Origin of the sequence: Pseudoalteromonas citrea, assembly GCF_000238375.3 — a bacterium.
Classification (GTDB): Bacteria; Pseudomonadota; Gammaproteobacteria; order Enterobacterales; family Alteromonadaceae; genus Pseudoalteromonas; species Pseudoalteromonas citrea.
Genome location: NZ_AHBZ03000015.1, coordinates 1 through 19,275, shown reverse-complemented (window position 1 = coordinate 19,275; position 19,275 = coordinate 1). Strand labels below are relative to the sequence as shown.

The window sequence follows — 19,275 nt, the reverse complement described above, 5'->3', positions numbered from 1 at the left end:
ATGAAAAAGATCATTATGTCTTTGATGCTATGTGCTAGCTCGCTGTCATATGCGCAATCTGATCAAGTCGATGGCGATACTTTTTTAGAAGATTATTATCACAGTGATGTTATTTATCAAAAGCTGGAAATTTCACTGTCTGATTATCAACACTTGATGAAAGTGAGTAATGACTTAGCATCGAAACGCGCAGGTATGCAGTATGCTGATTATTTAAGTGTTGCATATTTAGAGACGCCAAGTGCCACTGACATCATAAAAGTAAATGCATTACATCATTTATTGGCATCATTTTTAGTGACATCGTCAGCTTCTGGGGAGGCCTTAAAGCACAGTGTCTTGGCATCTTATTTTTTAACAAGGCTAAAGTTGTTATCACCAACGCCAGTAAGTTGGGCTGATAGTGCTTTACAGCGTCTTGAACAGCAGATCGGAAGGCATTTAAGCTATGGAAAACTGCACGTCAATGAAGCCATAGAAGCACATAACTTCTTTCATGATGCTTTTAATTATCGCGCTCAAAACTCGCAGCTAGCGGCAGATAAACTATTAAACGAACTTATCAGTGATCCAAGCAATGTTATGACGACAACGTTGATCACTGGGGCATTTTTATGGTTAGGTGGCCAAGTGGCTTATGATGACCCTAAAGTGTTGGAATATTATGTTTTGACTAGCTTTTTTAGCACTCGTGCCATCTTGTTGAGTCAAGAAATTGAAGGTAAATGGCAAGAGGAACCCAATGAGTATGCTCGGATGCGCTTGTCATCTATTTTGGGAGGGTGGTCTGCGTTACCAAAACGTTGGCTCGCGGGCATTCATAATGATGAGTTGAGTAAGAAAAAAATTGAAGCTGAGCATCAGCTTTGGGGTAACGTTAACCCAGGCTTTCATGCGGTGACATTGGGGAGTGATTATTTTTCTGAGCCAGAACAGTTTTATACCGGCTTAGGGGCATGGATGAGAGGCAGTGAGTTTTGCAATCAAATACCGAGCTTTAGAAGCTGTATTGATGATCCTAGATTCTCTTTTAATAGGCTGGTATTTATTCAAGGCATTATTGAACATATGATTAAGCTTGGAGATTTTAACACTGCACAGATGCTGCTAAATGCGCGACATTGGCCTGATTTACAATGGGATAAATGGATATCAGGACAAGCACGATGGTTAGAGTTAGAAACCAATGCGCATGAAATCCACCAGCTTTGGAATAATGACGATCCGGCAGATGATCCTGTATTTGTTACGTCTAAAAAGCGTCGTTGGGGTGATGAGACTATGGTATGTGCTAATTGTCATCAGGCTCAAGAAAGGCATTGGACTGAAGAGCAAAAGAATACAGTATCCCAACCTCATAGTATGGTAGCTACGATTGGTGATTGGCCAGAGTTTACAACAGATTGGGCTGGCCAATCTAGTTTGTTTCAAGACTGTAATTCACGGCCAAGTTGGGATAAGCAACAAGCGTATAAAAAAGACCATCACGTGGTTTATCAGCATGGAATATACCGTGCTAAATGGTGGACTCAAGCTGAATCTCCCAGTAATTCAAATAGGTATGATGTGTGGGAGTTCATTGGTTGGTGCCATGCGGGCAGTATAAAATGAGAATCAATTCGTGCGTGAATTAATACAATCGAAGCCTTTTATAGCACACTGGATTGGTGTGCTATTTACCCAGTTGGGTAGCTTCTTTACGCTAATTGCGTTGCCTTGGCTAGTACTCGAAGTATCAAATAATGATCCCGTAATATTGGCAATAGTGTTAGCTGCTTGGGGCTTACCACATAGTATTCTGTTGCTGGTTGGAGGGGTTTTAGCTGATAGAATAGGTGCCGTTAAGTTACTCATTATGAGTCGCGTTATATTTGTGGTTTTTACGCTCATATTTGCGTGTAGCCTATGGCTCAACTTCTATTCTATTACCTGGCTAGCGGTAAGTGCATTTTGTTTAGGGTGTTGTTCTGCATTGGGCAATCCTGCCGCCCAATCGTTATTGCCACGAATACTACCTGTTTCAGCCTTACTGCAGGCCAATGGCGTTTTGATGGGGTCTATGCAAGTAAGTCAAGTTATAGGGCCCATGCTTGCAGGAGTTGTTATCTGGCAAGTAAAGGAAGTGTTCTCGGTGTCTTCGTTGGGCTCCTATGATTATTTTGCTGTGGTTTTTGCGATTGATGCGGGATTGGTATTTTGTGGTTTATGCATCTTTACCCGGCACTTTAGATGGGAGAGTGTGCCATTACAAACTAAACAGAGCATTAGCGAAGCACTGAAATTCTCAGTCACTTATTGTACTCGACATTATAATTTTAAAGTGGTTTTGGGGTACTTAATGCTTGTTTCTATTTTGCTTTACGGACCACTAGTAACCCTTATTCCTTTGTTTGCAAAAACACAATTACAGTTAGCAGAGCAAGGTCTATCTTGGCTATATGCTGCGCAGGGTATTGGTGCAGTATGTGGTGCGGGTTTAGTGATGCTGATTAAGCCAAAGCATAGACATCTGGGCTTTTATATATTAATAGGTGACGCGATTGCTGCATGTGCACTTTGGGTATTGGGCAGTGCGGCACAATCGTTATGGGTTATGTGTATTGCATTATTAGTGATGGGGGTGATAGCTGGCTTTGTGATGGTTGCTGGTATGACTTGGTTTCAAGCGCATGTGGAGCCGAAAATTCTAGGAGCAATCGTTGGTGTAGTCTTATTTTGTGTACATGGGCTAATACCACTCTCAGCAATGTTTACTGGAATGCTCATCAAGCTGTTTTCAATACCGGAGTTAACCACTGTACTAGCGCTTTGTACAGGCTTGCTGTGTTGCTTCGGGTTATTGTCCAAAAGAATACGACGGATGGGTAAAGTGAAGGAGTTATCGGTTTGACGGATTTATTTTCAATTCATGGGAATAAGCAAACACCCAAGGTTAGATTAGTGTGCTTTCCTTATGCTGGTGGAAACTCATCGAGTTATCAACGACTCGCAAAGAGCTTACCTAGCTGGGTTCAACTTGTCACTTTAGATTTGCCTGGACGCGGCAGCAAAGCACATCAGTTAGCCTACACAGATGCTGAAAAGCTGGTAGCTGATATGCTGGATTTTTATCCAAACAATGCAGAGTGCCCTGTTATTTTCTATGGGCATAGTTTGGGAGCAAGGCTAGCTTATGCATTAGCTTCGAGGTTATATGATAGAGAAGCGATATTACCAGACATGCTCATTGTTGGCGCCTCGAGAGCACCACATTTGTCAGTGTTACATCAACACTACGCAAGCCTCGATGATGATGCGTTTATTGCTCGGGTTCGTCAATTGGGGGATCCAAGCAGTACTTTGCTAGATGATCCTCAGATCAGAAATATATATCTACCCATGTTACGCGCAGATTTTACGCTTGTTGATAGTTTTCAAAATCAAATATTGAGCGCACTACCTATTCAGGGTATTGCTATCTCTGCTGAGGCTGATGTTGCTGTATCAAGTGAACAAAGCCAGGGCTGGGAATTGTACTTCGAACAATTTACTCATTATTCTCTAGCGAATGCTGATCATTTATTCGTTGATTTACAATTAAATACATTATCCGAGATCTTGCGGGCGCAATGCAGGTTATTAGTGAGAAGTAAAAGGAGGGTTAGTGGCTAGATACTTAAATTACAATGTGATGGAGAAATGTCAGATTGCGCCAAGTCATGGTGAAACGGTGTCTAGTGATTTGATTCAAAGTTCATTACAAGAAGCAGGTGTGATTATTGGAAAAGATGGTGATTTTGTTGGTTTACCAAGGGTGGTATTTACACAAGTATATGAGCAAACAAGCACTAACGATATTCCAGACGCAGTGTCCTTAGTAGACTTTAAGGGGGCAATTTCTATTGGCGATCAATGTTTTATGGACTCGACAAGTGGTGCCCCTTTTCCGAACGATGTTGTTAAGCTTACAAGCGTCAAACGACCAAACTTTGATACGGGTAAAATAGTGATTGGAAACAATGCGTGTTTACAGGGCACATGTATTGTCGCTTATGGATCTGTCTGTATCGGTAATAATGCGCTATTTGGATCTAATGTGGTTATTATGGACTGTGATGGACATACTTTACAGCATCGATTTAATGAAGATGAAGTTGCGCGGCTATCAGTAAGGCCAGTCTTGATTGGTGATGATGTTTGGGTTGGTTATGGTGCTATTATTTTGAAAGGGGTCACGATTGGCGACAATGCAGTTATTGGCGCAGGGAGTGTCGTTCATTGTGATGTGCCTTCTGGAGGGGTCGTTGCTGGAAACCCGGCAAAGCTAATTAAAGGTAATAGTTAGTAAAAGTTATACGTTATCCATAACGCAACCGTGGGTGTATTTAATTTGTTTGAACACGACTGATATGATGGTGTTCATGAAGTAACTCAATGGTATGAGTTACTTCATGAACAATTAAATAGTTTACACCTGAAACATATTTAGGTTTTTATGTAAATCAATCACACTTTTAGCAATACTTTCACTGGCATCTGCTGTATTTTTAGTTTCATTACTTGTTACTTCAGCCACTTCGCGGATACTTTCTAAACTGTCATGAATTTCTTGTGCCACGGCATTCTGTTGTTCTGCCACAGATGCAATTTGTTGATTTAAATCTGCAATTTCATTGACTGAATCAGCTGCTAAGGAAAAGCGTTGAGCAGACTCGGTACTTCTATCAAGGCAGACTTTTGCACTCTCGGTGCCTTTATTCATGCTACTTATGGCATTCTGCGCTTCCGTTTTTAAACGCTCGACTAATTGCTGTATTCCAACCGTAGACTCTTGCGTTCTTTGTGCGAGCGATCTAACTTCATCGGCGACAACAGCAAAGCCACGCCCAGTTTCACCCGCTCTAGCGGCTTCAATCGCCGCATTTAATGCCAGTAAATTAGTTTGTTCTGCAATTCCTTGGATTGAGTCAAGCACGACCCCAATATTATTCGTTTCAGCAACTAAGTTTTCAATCACCGATGATGCTTCGGTTACCTCCTCAGCCATATTACGGATCACATCCTGTGTTGCCATAGCTTCTTTATGACCATCAATCACACGTTGCTTTACGGTTTCGGTAGCAGTTGAAGCGTTACCAGCACTTTGTGCAACTTCCCTTGTGGTGGTGTTCATCTCGTTAATTGATGCGGCGACTTTTTCAATATCCGTTCTTTGCTTCTCAACGTTCTTAAGGGTGCGTTGCATAGCAAAAAGTGCGCTCTCACTTGAACGACCAAGATCTTCAGCCCCTAAATTGACTTGCCCGATCATACCGCTTAATACAGATAAAAATTGATTAAACGCTCCCGCGACAGCACCTGTTTCATCTTTTGGAGAATCATCAAGTTTTATTGTTAAATCGCCGTCGCCACTGGCAATTTGCGTTAATCTATTAGTCATTGTTTGAATGGGTGTTCGAATAGCGGTTGCGATAATAAAGGTTAAAATCACCCCAACGATACAAGCGAAAACAAAAATGGCAATCATCCATTTTATGGCTGTTTGCTCATCATGTTCTGCTTTTAGGGCGCTGCTTAAAGTGAAGTCTTGAACCTGACTTAATAGCTTTATTGACTTTTTATCGAGTAAGTCTTCCATTTTTTCAACATCATGAGACTGCTTTAGCATCTGTGTTATTTGGCCTTTACTACCCAGAGCCATAACCGCATTTACTTTAACAATCAGTTCGCTATAAGTACCTTCTAGCTGTTTTAATTCAATCAGTAGTTTATTGAATTCCCTTTTTGCAGTATCTGAATGAAGCAGAGGGATCGCATTTTCAATAAAGTTCTCTACCTCAATAATTTCTCTTTCCGTTTGAAGGATCAGGTTTTGAACGTCGGTAATGGCATTGTCAAACACAGATTGCTCTTCCAGGCCTTGGTCGTGGCGAATGGCTTTTATCATTGCTCGTTCAAAGAGAATCGCTTGTTGAAGTTGATGTTCGGTAACGCTGGTGATAAGTTTGGTCAATGGAATATCTTCTTCAGCGATATCCATTAATGATTTGCCTATCTTATCCATTTGAGCAATGGAATAAGCGCCTAGTACGAACATTAAAAGAAATTGGATAAAACCGAGTAAGTAGATTTTTTTGGCTATATCAATTTTATTTAGCATGGGTCTTCTATCCTGTTACTGACTGTCTCTAAAATAACGCAACATTTTTATTGCGAAACTTTGTTCGTATGAGAGGTGCTCAAATTTTTGCTCTGCCTGCATAAACTGACTGAACCCTTCAAGGCCTGCTATATTATCGTCAGATAACCTTTTAAAACCCATTTGCCATTCTGGAAATCCTCTTTGGCTAATTGGTTGGCAAGCGATTCGGTTTATATTAGTGTGACGACTGTCATTTTTTATATGTTTGAATAGTCGCTCGACCTCACTCTCATCCCCTTCTATCACTTGTATGAAACTGCCAAACCCATTATAAAGTAATAGCCCCGTAATATTATTGAGCGTATTATTTCGCCGTGATATAGCAAGTAACTCCGTTAGCTGTTGTTCGGTAAAGCGTTGCTGAGCTCGGCTTACATACATTAATTCAATCATCTCAACCTCTTCTTCAAACTCTACCAGTAGCGATATATAAAAGAGCCGATATTTGCTAAGTAAATGATAGTTTGCTTTTATTGATACGGTGGCATTTTAACTTTATTTTTATAAGTGGCTTACACACATTGTTAGGAGGGTACATCGTCTCGTGTATTTTTATCGACACAGTTTCTTGCACCTTTTTTATGTTTTCTAGGAGGCTATGTATTAATGAAAACGGTGGTGATTTACTCGATAATACGACTTTATTAACAAGTACTTGCACATCAACGTCTAGATGTGCGTTTACTGGGGCCACTTTATTGTCTTTGGAGGATGAAAACATATCAAGTCTCTATATTTTGTGTATCTCCTTTCACGTAATAAACAATTTCGAGATAATTCAGTCTAGTCATAAAATATAATTATTACCAAATTTAGTATGCTCAATTACTGATATGTGTTGAATTTTACCTTTTTCGAATGGTTAGTTCTCTAGATAAGATAGACCCTAAATTTCAGTTACTAAAATAAGCATTAAACGAAATAGCGCATTTATTCGGTTTATATGGATCCATATGATGAAACGGATTGGTAGTTTTTGTCTAAAAAAGTGCCTTGGCTTACAGTTTCTAAGAGGAGGATGGTTACTAACTAATAGTTTATGCTACGTGTATGCTGTAGGCTCACTTTTGAATCATAAGTAAATGTTGGAACATCATAAAACAAAGGATATTTTTAATAAAAGAGTGCCTGATTACCTAAAGTAAACTGGGCTGAACCATCAAATAAAGCGTGAGTAAAAAGGAGTAAAGAGCTATGCCTGATTTAATTATTCGAGCTATGCAGCCCGATGAATTGAAAATTGCCATTGAATGGGCACGTGATGAAGGGTGGAATCCTGGAATTGAGGATGCGGCATTATTTTACCAAGCAGATCCTGAGGGTTTTTTTGTTGCTGAGCTTGCGGGTGAAATTGTTGCCGTTGGCAGTGCGGTAAGATATGACGCGCAGTTTGCTTTTTGTGGGCTTTACATTGTAGCTCCACAACATAGAGGAAAAGGGTATGGGCTGGCTTTAACTAAGCACAGGCTAGCACACTGTGGCACTCGTAATATTGGCATTGATGGCGTATTAGGCAATGTTGAGATATATAAACGAGTAGGCTATCGGCCTTATTACCAAAATAAGCGTTTTCAAAAGCGAGCGACAGCTCAAACATTTTCATCTAATACGCACGAGATTAAACAATCACATATTGCTGAAATTATTGACTATGATAGACAGTGCTTTCCAGCTCAGCGCGATACTTTTTTAAAAGGGTGGTTACAGCAAGCACAAGGTAAATCAGTGAGCGTGATTGAAAATGGCCAAGTTCGAGGGTATGCAGTAAGACGTCAATGCGCTGAGGGCCATAAGGTCGGGCCGTTGTTTGCTGACTCCAAAGAGGTTGCTGCACAATTATTTAGCGCTTTGCAGCAAGACATAGCTGGCGAGGTTATTATTTTAGATGTACCCGAGAACAACCCTCTTGCCGTTGAATTAGCATTAAATGAAAATATGGAAGTGGTTTTTGCAACGTCTCGAATGTATCAGCGCGGGTTGCCTGATATTGCACATCATAAAGTGTTTGGCATTACAACATTTGAGTTAGGGTGAGTATTATATAGGTATCTGCGCTTTTTCAGTTGTATGAATATTATCGCAGTATGAATTTTTTTAGGGCTTTGTAAGTAGTAAAGGAACGAGGTTGTCATGCTACTTACAAAGTATATGTGTGACGCAAGTTATATGTTAACGCGGCAAAAGTTAGATCCAAAATATGAGCGGGTATTGTTTCCACCAAATAAGTATTACACAAAATTGCAGAGCTGATGCTAGTGCAAGGGTATACATTTTTTCTCTGTAATTACCCTGAGCCTGCTTAAGTTGATAAAATAATGAGTACCCTAATGTCATTGGGAGTAGGGTCGCGATGACAATCAATGAAATACTGGCACTATTGAGCAGCCCAAATTCGATGAATGATTGTTCACAGAAGAAATACACAGGTACTGTAAATAGCAACAAATTAATAAACGACCAATAAGGTCGGCTGAAACGGCTCGGCGTAAATAATTTTATAACGCCAACGATAAAAATAGACACTAGCCCTAGTAAACCAGCGAGCATACTGAGCCAATAAAGCCCAAGCTTAGTGATACTCACTTTCTTATACGTTTTTAAGCCGTTAGTGATAAACACCTCTTGCTTCTCATTGGTGTAAATTACGTGTGAGGCTTGGGTCCTTCCTGCTTGTCTGTATAAGTTATTACCCAGCGCGGTTAAGTGCTTTGCTGAGCTTTGTAGGGGATTAAGTACTAAGTGCTGCTGTGAGTGCTCAACCCACATAAAGTGAAAGAGCATATCGACAAAAGCAAATTCAGCCAGGCCATTTGGCGCTAAAACATAGAGGCCGTCGATCTGCTTATTTTGGTTATCAATGTGCGCGCTGGGTAAAGGTGGTATCGGTAAAAGGTTTAAGTGCTGTATGAAAAGTGCATTAAACCTTTCGGTATCTGCAGATTCGTCATCGGTGTTAATACTATAAAAAAAGCCCTTTTTTTCTTTTGGATAGAGGCAAATGTAGGCGGTAAAGCCAAAGGTTTGACCAGGATGACACATCCCAACTGCGCCGTGGCGGTCTCTGACTGCGAATGCTAATCCATGCCCCATCAGTAAGCCTGCATTTTTTGCATCGGTATTATGAGGCATGGCAAGCATCGCCATTAAATCGGCTTTTATGAATACGTCATCGCCAATTGTGCCATCACTTAACACAAATGCCATAAACTTTGCCATATCAGGCGCTGTTGTTGTGAACTGTTCGGCGGGCCTTAAACTGATGGGGACTGAATGTTGCACTACCTTGTTTTCATGATACCCCATTGCTAATGAATGGGGTGTGTTTTGCTCACTCTGGCTTGTAAACTCAAAGGTACTATCGTGCATTTCCAGCACACTTAACAGATGATCGTCTAAATAGGTTTCGTAGCGCTGCTGGGTGACTTTTTCAATGACCATACCCAGTAACGCATAGCCCATATTTGAATAGGCATAATGTGTACCTGGTTTGGTTCTGAGAGTGAGTAAGCTTTTTTGGTTTTGCGAAAATGCATGGTTCAATGGGGCCGAAGGAGTAGAAGTGGGATTTAATAGTTGGCGCATTTTTATGTTGTCTAAACCAGCGGTATGTTCAAGCAAGTGTCGAATACGAATAGGGGCTTCGCTTACCCAAGGGTTATTAAATGACAGGTTAGGTAGATAAGGTGCCACTTCTGAGTCTAAAGCCAGTTTATCTTCGGAAATTAACCTAAGCACTCCCATCGCTAAAACGGTTTTAGTAACGGATCCCACTCGCACTTTTTGTGCTTTTCCCATCGGCTGTTGCTTTGCAATATCAGCCATCCCAGCGCTACCAGAATAGTGTTTGTTATCTGAAACAATTGACCATGTTATGCCAACTAGGTTTTCTTCGATAAGGGTTGTGGCGACGTGTTGTTCAAGTTCTTTAGTCTCATTCGCATAAACGAGATTGATTGCACATATAATGAAAAAGCACAGTATTATTTGTAGTAGTGATTTAACTTGCATCGGTGTCCTAAGGTTCAGCCTAATAAAGCTGTGTTTATTATTATTGTTTTTTGAGTGTGTTGATCATTTTGAACCAGCCTTTGCGACCTATATCTATAAGCCGCAGTAGTAGCGAAGCTATTTATCTTAAGGGCTAACTTAACTGCTTTAGTTGATTCGCTAAGCTCAATATATCAATGCCTTTATTAATATCGAATTGCATGAAGGCGAGTATTGCGTGCATCACAATCAACACGCGTTGATATGCTTTAGGTTGCGCTTTTAGCTCTTTATTTGCTGCTGCAAAACCATGTTCTTCATAGGTTAATAGCAGTGCAATCGCATATTCTTCAGGAGTACGTTGCCGAGCTTTAGGTTCATAGCCAAGTTCAGAGACTACTAGCTCCGCTAATGCCCAGACCGACCACGGGTTTTGACCCGTAATGAGTTTACCATCTTGGGTTACTTTTTCTAGGTAAGTAATACCAGCTTGAAATTGTGCGCCTTGTGATATGAGCTTATCTTGTAGCAAGAATGGAAAGATTTGTTTTGCATCAGGTATGAGGAATAGCTCTTCTTCATTGGTGAAAGCACTGACATTTTTATTACTTAATAGCATTTCACCATTGTCGAGCTTCACATTAACAAGTGCAGCAGGGCCATGGCATACCGCACTGACGACCTTATTATTTTGATATAAGGTTTTTGCAATATTGTGTATATGTGGGTTGTTTGGAAAGTCAAACATGGTGCCTTTACCACCGACGAAGTATACCGCTTCATAGTCATCTGGGTTGATGTTTGCGAGTGGGATGGAGTTTGCAACTTGCTGCTGAATGGCTTTATCGTTTAAAAAAGCATAATCATAGGCGCCCATGTCTTCACCATCGATGACAACCGGCGGCTTTCCGCCTTGTGGACTGGCAATATCAACGCTAAAACCATTTGCGATAAATACCCAATAGGCGCGAGCAAGCTCGGTATGTTCATAGCCTGTTGCTTTGTTTTCGCCCATTTTATCGACATTGGTTACTACTGCGAGGATTTTCCCTCTGGGTGCAGGAATGTTGTCAGTTAAATAGGGTAAGTCACTTACTTGTGATTCTTTTAGCGCTAGAAAGTGCGCTTTTTCAGGAAGTAAGCTCTTGATCCAGCTTTTCGCACCGTAGGCTAGGCTACCTGTGAGTATGACCAAGGTAATTAATGTGAATATGATTTTTTTCAACATAGATATACTCCTACCAATAATATTACTCCGACGATAAACAAGGGACTGTGAAGATAATGTGAAATTGACTATTAAAAAGGGCTGGAAATAATGTGTTTAACCTAGGGGTTTCTATGTTAGAGCGTATACATTGACGCAATAAACTCGCTTAGCGCGTAATGATCTATTAGAATGCGGCGCATTATTTATTACTCATGGTTGCTTATGTCTTTCCCTCCTTGTCCGAGTTGTTCATCTGAATATGTTTATCAAGATCAATCTAACTTAATTTGCCCTGAGTGTGCTTTTGAGTGGAACCCTGCTGAAAAATTAGCTGAAGATACTATTTCAGTGAAAGATGCAAATGGTACCTTGCTGGCTGATGGCGATAAGGTAACGGTGGTCAAAGACTTAAAGATTAAAGGCAGTTCTCAGGTTATTAAAATTGGTACTCGTGCGCTGATCAGACGAATCAAAGAGGCCAAAGACCACCAATTAGACTGTAAAGTTGATGGCGTAGGCGAGATGATGGTAACTGCTAAATTTGTGAAAAAAGCCTAAAGGGGTGTTGTGGTCATCATAGTGCATAACTAATGACGCATGGCGGTGTTACCAGAGTACTTTAAAAATCATAGAGGATCGTTGAGCAAATTATAAACTGGGATCTGGTAAAACAATGCCAGCTCCCTCGCTGTACGGTGGTACACATTAAGTCCACACTCGGCTCGTTTCAAGGTCGCGATCGATACACATAGGGCTTTATCTTGACATGCGCATGCTAATTTTTCTTGGCTTAATCCCATGTTTCTACGTAATTCCTTTAGCCTCTGCGTATTTAGTTTAACGCGTCCATTCATGTTCTGATCCCTTCAAAAATAAAAACCAAGCTTAGTTGCTATTTTGCTGGGCCACCACTTCTCATTGCAATAGAGGCTGTTACGGATTGTATACACTGTGTCAGTAATTATTCACGTGACACATTTATCAGAGTGCGTTATCAAGCTGATACCAAACTGATACCAAACTGATACCAAACTGATACCTAAGTGATACTGTGAATTGGCGTTTGCTCTCTAAACTTAAAGCAATTTCGAGGTGCTCGCAGAGCACCAAAGCATAACCTTAGAGATAGCAAAGGAAAATATTATGTCTCAAGCAATTCATAATTTAGGCGCGTTTGGTTCAGTGGTATTGGCAAAAGACTTTAATCAAGAGTTTATCAGTGCGTTTGAACATATTAATAAACGCGAAGGCGTGAATATCTCCCCACTTGCAGGCCAATCTCAAGTGGTAAATGGCATTAACTTCGCATTTTATTGTTTTGTTGAACAGGTTACATCGCCTGACTTCCCTAAAGTGAGCAACTTAGAGCTTATTACGGTATATGAGAAAGGGGGTGAGTATACACAAACCTCATGTCGAGTTATCAGTGAACCAGTGCTATTCCCACCGATTGGATCATTTGATGCAGTTGCACTACGAGCAAACTTCACAGATGCAGAAGCCCAAACCGCAGAGCAAATTGAGTCATTAGTCGGTGTTCATTACGATATTTTAGCGGCACAGCAGCAAGTTGTTGCGGGCCTGAACTTTGCATTTTTCGCAGTGGTTAAACCGGCAACATTGAATGGCCAAGCGTACTTCGCACAAATAAATGCCTATCGTAATTTAGAAGGTAAAATTGAACGTGCTGATTTAGTTCCGATTCAACCATAAATTCCTTCAGGTGGCGCGTTGATGCGCCACTTCCATCTCAATTTAGTCGCTTGCTGCTTAGTTAAATGTGACCAACTTTTTTACTCCAATAATTTTATTTCAATAAACCCGATATGCGCGTTTGTAGTGAAGTGGACGCCTAAGTCAAAATCTGAATCTGCTCGCTCACTAGTAAGCAAGGTAATTTTCTCTGGTGGAGCTGTTGCTAAATTTGCGGAGGAGAAGCGTTGACCGCTGTCGCTGCCTGCATCATAGACTTTAAGTTGAATTGTTTGGTTTTGAAGCCATGTGTTGTTATTAAATAAAGGTAAGCTATTAATTGCAACAAACCAATCAGGGCTTGGTGCTACCATAGACACTACGGTTAACAGAGGAAATGTTTGGCTTGCTTCAAATGTCATTGTTACGCTGGTGGCATTGCCAGAAATTCCGCCTTCATCAATCAAGTAGTTTGACCCGCCTTGGTTCTGAATAGTACTAATCTCATTTTTTAGTGCTGTTTTTGATCCTGTTTCTGCCATGCTAATGATCCCCTGTGATGCGAGTGCATCTAATTCAAATAAGGCATTAGGCTGGCTATGCGTTAGGCCAACAACTGGAGAGAAATGAGAGTTACTAGGGAAGTTTGTAGGAAAACTACTGCTTTGCCATGAGCGCGTAAAGGTCAGTTGGTATATCACAGAGGTTGCTGGCGTTGTTACCTCTGGCGGCGTTGGTGTTGCAGGTGAACTAGTCGTTGCTTGTTGTTCAGTATTACTACTGCCACCACATGCCACCAAAAAAAATGATATACAAAGTACTGCAGATTTAATAACTCGATTCATATTACACCTGGTCAATTAATGAATACCACCAATACCTAGACCTGCTCGTGTGCTATTTACTTTCACTGTACACCAGAACACCATAATAAAAGCGCATGTGTATTATTTTTTCATTGATTAAATAGTTATAAAAGTATTTTTTATCAAGCAGTTAAAGTGGTGGAAGAGTGGTGAGCTGGGAGTGAGTTTAATTATGCGTAATATTAGAATATTCTATGGTATGACCAAAGTGTGATTTAAGTTATAATTCGCCTCTTTTTTCCTGCAGGTCCCCTCTATGAGTGCACTTAAAGCTGAACGGTCGTTATTCTCTTATCCTAAATATTGGGCTGAATGTTATGGTGTTGCACCATTTCTGCCTACTACGCGTCAAGAAATGGATGAGTTGGGCTGGGACAGCTGCGACATTGTCCTCGTTACTGGGGATGCATACGTTGATCACCCAAGCTTTGGTATGGCTGTTATTGGCAGGGTGTTAGAAGCGCAAGGGTTTAGAGTCGGTATAATTGCCCAGCCGGACTGGTCTAGTAAAGAGGCATTTATGTCCCTTGGCCAACCAAATTTATTTTTTGGTGTTACTGCCGGTAATATGGACTCTATGATCAACCGATATACTGCAGAAAAACGTATGCGTCATGATGATGCTTACACGCCCGGTAATGTGGGTGGGATGCGCCCTGACAGAGCGGTTGTGGTATATAGTCAGCGATGTAGAGAAGCATATAAAGAAGTGCCATTAGTTATTGGTGGCATAGAAGCAAGTTTGCGTCGTATTGCACATTATGATTATTGGCAGGAAAAAGTACGACGCAGTATTATTTTTGATGCTAAAGCTGATATCTTGATTTACGGTAATGCCGAACGCCCGCTGGTGGAAGTTGCTCATCGAATAGCAAAGGGAGATGCCATTGCGTCAATTCAAGATATTCGTGGTACAGCGGTTATTCGCAAAGAGCCTTTACCTCAGTGGCGCGGGAGTGATTCAACGGCGATAGACAAAGTCGGCAAAATTGATCCTATTCCCAACCCTTATGGTGCGGATGATGTTGGCTGTGGTAAATCTGAATTTGCTAAAGCGGGAATTAACCTTGCTGAAGAAGCTGCAAAACCGATTACAGTCCAGCCACCAAGATTAAAGCCTTGGGAAAAAGTATATGTAAAACTGCCTGCATTTGAACAAGTCAGTGTAAATAAGCCTTTATATGCTCATGCATCACGTATTTTACATCAAGAAACCAACCCTGGTTGTGCTCGTGCGCTGTTTCAGCGTCATGGCGACCGTTCGGTGTGGGTTAACCCGCCAGCTTTTCCGTTAGAAACAGCCGAAATGGATATGGTATTTGGTTTACCTTATCAACGTGTGCCACATCCAAGCTATGGTGATGCAAAAATTCCCGCTTATGACATGATCAAAACCTCTGTGAATATTATGCGTGGTTGCTTTGGTGGATGTAGTTTTTGCTCAATCACCGAGCATGAAGGTCGTATCATTCAAAGTCGCTCTGAAGAGTCGATTATTGAAGAGATAGAACAAATTCGTGACAAGGTGCCTGGCTTTACTGGGGTGATCTCAGATTTAGGCGGCCCAACGGCTAACATGTATAAATTGCGATGTAAGAGCAAAAAAGCTGAAAGTACCTGTCGTAGATTGTCGTGCGTGTACCCTGATATTTGTAAGCATATGGATACCGACCATACTCCAACGATTGACCTTTACCGTAAAGCAAGAGATGTTGAGGGTGTTAAAAAAATCCTTATCGCATCAGGTGTTCGCTATGATTTAGCCATTGAAGACCCTCGATATGTAAAAGAATTAGTGAGCCATCATGTTGGCGGGTATTTAAAAATCGCACCAGAGCATACAGAGCAGGGCCCATTATCGAAAATGATGAAGCCTGGTATGGGCACATATGATCGCTTTAAAGAACTATTTGATAAATATTCAAAAGAAGCAGGTAAAAAGCAGTACTTGATCCCATACTTTATCTCTGCGCACCCGGGCACCACAGATGAAGATATGGTGAATATGGCGCTTTGGCTGAAAAGTAATGACTTCAAGCTGGATCAAGTACAAAATTTTTACCCATCTCCAATGGCCAATGCAACGACCATTTATCATACCGAGATGAATTCACTGCGAAACATAAAGAATAACAAAGAAGAAGTTTCAGTGCCTAAAGGGGCAAGGCAGCGTCGCTTGCACAAGGCAATATTACGTTATCATGACGCATCGGGCTGGCCTATGATCCGTGAAGCATTACGAAAAATAGGTAAAGCCAATTTAATTGGTAAGGGTCCGAATTGTTTGGTGCCTGAAGAAAGCCGAAATGAAAAATCAGCTGGACATAAAAAGGGAGGTCGCCCTGCTTTGACCCGCCATAGTGGTTTTGGTCAGTTTAAAAAAGCCAATACCAAACCAAAAGTAGCGGGTAATCGTCAAAGAAGTGCGCCAAGATAGAAAACTGATTGGCTGACCATAATTAATTCTTGCCTCTCTAAAAACCGCTTATTATCAAATGAGCGGTTTTTTGTTTTCAGCCTAGGTGACCATGTATTAGAACACGAGGTTCAACGTGATTATGATACGCATCGAATTGCAATAAATGTATAAAACTTCCCCAGCTTGTGTGATCTCTCCTATAGTTTAAATCGTAATCAATTGTCGGGTGTTGAATTGGGTTCTCTATGTTTAAGTCAATAACTAGGTACATATCAGGCCACTTAACAACAATGGCGCTGCTTCCCTGTGTATTATTAGGCGCTGTCATTTTCTATGATGTGTCTATGTCATTACAGAGAATGAACGATGCTTATGACGCAGAATATAATGCATTTTTTAGTCATGCTGTTTTATCGGTTGTTCATGAAACACAAAAAGAACGCGGCGCATCGGCCGGGTATATTGGCTCTGAAGGAAGTAAATTTAAGTCAACGCTCACAAAGCAAAGAAACTTGACGAATAAGTTTGTCTCCCAGCTTGAGGAGAAATCTAAAACATGGCAATTGTCACAGACTATGCAACGTGAATTGATAGAATTTCAAAGGAAATTCTCCAAGCTAGAGCAGGTCAGACGAGATGTTGACAATTTAACAATGTCGTTAGGAGATGCGTTAAAATACTACACCGACATAAACTTGAAAGGATTACACATCGTTATAACTGCATCACGATTAAGCAATGACCATATTATTTCCACTGAGCTGTTTTCCATATATAACTTTTCTAATGCCAAAGAGTCAGCAGGGATAGAACGAGCTATTTTGTCTAATGTGTTATCTATGGATGAAATGACCCAAGCAGTAAAAATAAAACATGTAAGATTGCTTACTAAGCAAGAAATATATTTAGAAGAAGCATTAGAAGCTTCACCCCCTTCAATGAAAGCACTTTTTGAAAGAGCACTGGCATCAAGTGAATTCTCGGAGGTGGACAAATATCGAAGCTTAATTGCTGCAAAGAACACCAATTTTAATCTAGATGCAGAAAAATGGTTTTCAGCTGCTACCAAACGTATCAATGTACTGAAAAATGCTGAAGAGCAAGCGCTTGATTTGGTCGATATCACTGCAATCGGTATACAAGAGCGAGCGGTATTAGTACTCGTTGTTGAAACCATAATTTTAATTGTGGGCTTATTAATTACTTTTGCGCTCTTCACGGCAATTAAGCTTCGACGACGCCAATCACAGAAAATAGCGCAGGGTATTCAAGTGGCAATTAGAAACAAAGATTTGTCGCATGAAATTGCTGTTTTGAGTTCTGATGAATTGGGGGACTCAGCAAAAGACATAAATCATTTGACCATGCAATTTGAGAATGACCTTGTAGAGTTTGCGCAAGTGTCTCAGAGAATTGCGTCTTCGACTGAAGAAGCATCGCTAGCTATTAACCACAGTAAACAAAACCTTGAAGAGCAGCAAGGTGGTATTAAAACAATCGCAGCCGCATCTGCACAAATGAGCAAAAATATTAAAGTGATTGCCAGTTCAATGAGTGAAAACTCACAAGCAGCAAGAGTGGTAGCAACTGAATCCATTCGGGGCCAGAAGGTAGTTACGGATGCTGTGAGTGTCATTCAGGATGCGTCTGATGACATGGCTAAATCTGCAATAGCAGTAGATGCCTTGAATAATAGGGTCGGAAGTATCACGAGTATGGTTGAAATGATTCGCTCAATTGCAGAACAAACGAACTTGTTAGCACTCAATGCCGCGATTGAAGCGGCAAGAGCTGGTGAACAAGGAAGAGGGTTTGCTGTTGTGGCTGATGAAGTTAGAAGCTTGGCAAGTAGAACACAAAAATCAACAGAAGAAATTTCAGCATTGGTGTCTGAATTACAGACAAGCTCAAAAGAAGCATCAAGTATTATTACACAAGGGCAAGATAATGCCGTCCAGGCTGCGCAGCGGGCACAGGAAATAAAAATCGCTTTGAGTCAAATCGTAACACAGGCTCAGCAAGTTGAAACGGTAACTGAGTCGGTCTCGCAAAGTACGCAACAACAAAGCGATGCCATTAGTGATATTAGTAAAAATATTGCCACTATATTTGATAAGTCTGCTGAGAATGTCTCTGGGGCGGAACAAATCGTACAGGCGGCGGTGGCCATATCTGATTCGGCGATTGATATGGATAAGCTGATTGCACAATATAATGTGGCTGAAAATAAACGCTAAGCCACAGTTTGAACTTGCAGTGTACTTATTCGTTGAATCAGACTTATATAGATGGAAAAAGGGGCTGTAGGAGGTTTGAGTGAGATAAGCGGCCCTATGTTTCATAGAACCGTAGTTCAACATTAGACCCCTTAACCAAGTGAGTGGGTAACATGCCCTCTCTTTATTGAGGTTTTGTATATAAAAGTATCAAAAACACCTGTTTTGATTTAATTTTGCTCGAACACGCTGTTTTTATCACTTTTCTTCAAATAAACGCTTGCGCTTTTTCTGCATCTCCCTATAATGCGACCCCACTGACACGGAGCAACACGCTGAAAAGCAAATTGAAACGAGTCAACGTCAAGTAAAACTTAAATTTAAAAACTTTTAACTTTAAGTGTTGACAAAAAAATAGGAAAGCGTAATATGCGCAGCCCTAGCGAGGTAAAGCAAAGCGCTTAATCATCGCAACGTTCTTTAAAAATATGAAGCAATCATCTGTGTGGGCACTCGTACAGATTGAGTTCTAACAGCGAACCTTCTTTCTTAGATTGAAGGAGAGCAAAAAATTTAGAGTCTCAATTGAACTGAGTGACCATAAGCTATTAATAGATTCAGCCTTGAGCTGTTTTTAATTTACTTTTTTAAAAGTAAAAATAATAGTGCACAGTCAATTCGTTCTTGGCAACAAGAGCAAAATA

The 19,275-nt window shown here is 40.8% G+C and carries 14 protein-coding genes; 9 read left to right on the top strand and 5 right to left on the bottom strand.

The features are described 5' to 3' along the window. From PCIT_RS07585 to PCIT_RS23215, 4 genes are read left to right on the top strand one after another with little or no spacing between them, the layout of a single operon-like run. Complete coding sequence (locus tag PCIT_RS07585; RefSeq protein ID WP_010367301.1) at positions 1–1,611, top strand: hypothetical protein; 1,611 nt, start codon at positions 1–3, stop codon at positions 1,609–1,611. Positions 1,612–1,621: 10 nt separating this feature from the next. Further along, a complete protein-coding gene (locus tag PCIT_RS07580; protein ID WP_010367300.1) occupies positions 1,622–2,890 on the top strand; it encodes an MFS transporter in 1,269 nt (422 codons plus the stop codon). Beyond that, positions 2,887–3,651 carry a thioesterase II family protein gene (locus PCIT_RS07575; RefSeq protein WP_010367299.1) on the top strand — a complete coding sequence of 255 codons (765 nt, stop codon included), beginning with the start codon at positions 2,887–2,889 and terminating at the stop codon, positions 3,649–3,651. Before PCIT_RS07580 ends, PCIT_RS07575 begins: the two co-directional genes overlap by 4 nt. After that, on the top strand, positions 3,644–4,324 hold the full coding sequence (locus PCIT_RS23215; protein WP_010367297.1) for an acyltransferase: 681 nt from the start codon (positions 3,644–3,646) through the stop codon (positions 4,322–4,324). Before PCIT_RS07575 ends, PCIT_RS23215 begins: the two co-directional genes overlap by 8 nt. Before the next feature lie 123 nt (positions 4,325–4,447). Here the strand turns inward: PCIT_RS23215 and PCIT_RS07565 are convergent, their stop codons facing one another. Both PCIT_RS07565 and PCIT_RS07560 read right to left on the bottom strand, forming a co-directional pair. Next, a complete protein-coding gene (locus tag PCIT_RS07565) occupies positions 4,448–6,139 on the bottom strand; it encodes a methyl-accepting chemotaxis protein (protein ID WP_010367295.1) in 1,692 nt (563 codons plus the stop codon). A 15-nt stretch (positions 6,140–6,154) separates the two neighbouring features. Beyond that, a complete protein-coding gene (locus PCIT_RS07560) occupies positions 6,155–6,574 on the bottom strand; it encodes a BLUF domain-containing protein (protein ID WP_010367293.1) in 420 nt (139 codons plus the stop codon). An 801-nt stretch (positions 6,575–7,375) separates the two neighbouring features. Here PCIT_RS07560 and PCIT_RS07555 point away from each other — a divergent pair. Further along, a complete protein-coding gene (locus PCIT_RS07555) occupies positions 7,376–8,215 on the top strand; it encodes a GNAT family N-acetyltransferase (protein WP_010367291.1) in 840 nt (279 codons plus the stop codon). A 150-nt stretch (positions 8,216–8,365) separates the two neighbouring features. On the opposite strand, the gene PCIT_RS07550 is transcribed toward PCIT_RS07555, so the two are convergent. Beyond that, positions 8,366–10,189 carry a serine hydrolase domain-containing protein gene (locus tag PCIT_RS07550; RefSeq protein ID WP_010367290.1) on the bottom strand — a complete coding sequence of 608 codons (1,824 nt, stop codon included), beginning with the start codon at positions 10,187–10,189 and terminating at the stop codon, positions 8,366–8,368. 133 nt (positions 10,190–10,322) lie between these two features. Beyond that, on the bottom strand, positions 10,323–11,396 hold the full coding sequence (locus PCIT_RS07545; protein ID WP_010367289.1) for a type 1 glutamine amidotransferase domain-containing protein: 1,074 nt from the start codon (positions 11,394–11,396) through the stop codon (positions 10,323–10,325). Between the two features lie 204 nt (positions 11,397–11,600). On the opposite strand from PCIT_RS07545, the gene PCIT_RS07540 reads away from it, so the two are divergent. Beyond that, positions 11,601–11,936 carry a zinc ribbon domain-containing protein YjdM gene (locus PCIT_RS07540; RefSeq protein ID WP_010367288.1) on the top strand — a complete coding sequence of 112 codons (336 nt, stop codon included), beginning with the start codon at positions 11,601–11,603 and terminating at the stop codon, positions 11,934–11,936. Between the two features lie 585 nt (positions 11,937–12,521). After that, on the top strand, positions 12,522–13,091 hold the full coding sequence (locus PCIT_RS07535; RefSeq protein ID WP_010367284.1) for a hypothetical protein: 570 nt from the start codon (positions 12,522–12,524) through the stop codon (positions 13,089–13,091). An 80-nt stretch (positions 13,092–13,171) separates the two neighbouring features. On the opposite strand, the gene PCIT_RS07530 is transcribed toward PCIT_RS07535, so the two are convergent. Next, a complete protein-coding gene (locus tag PCIT_RS07530; RefSeq protein ID WP_010367283.1) occupies positions 13,172–13,915 on the bottom strand; it encodes a spondin domain-containing protein in 744 nt (247 codons plus the stop codon). 277 nt (positions 13,916–14,192) lie between these two features. On the opposite strand from PCIT_RS07530, the gene PCIT_RS07525 reads away from it, so the two are divergent. Together PCIT_RS07525 and PCIT_RS07520 are read left to right on the top strand one after the other, a co-directional pair. Further along, entirely contained in the window at positions 14,193–16,373 is a 2,181-nt protein-coding gene (locus PCIT_RS07525; RefSeq protein ID WP_010367281.1) for a YgiQ family radical SAM protein, read from the top strand. Positions 16,374–16,600: 227 nt separating this feature from the next. Continuing rightward, a complete protein-coding gene (locus PCIT_RS07520) occupies positions 16,601–18,592 on the top strand; it encodes a methyl-accepting chemotaxis protein (RefSeq protein WP_040697419.1) in 1,992 nt (663 codons plus the stop codon). Positions 18,593–19,275: the final 683 nt, after the last annotated feature.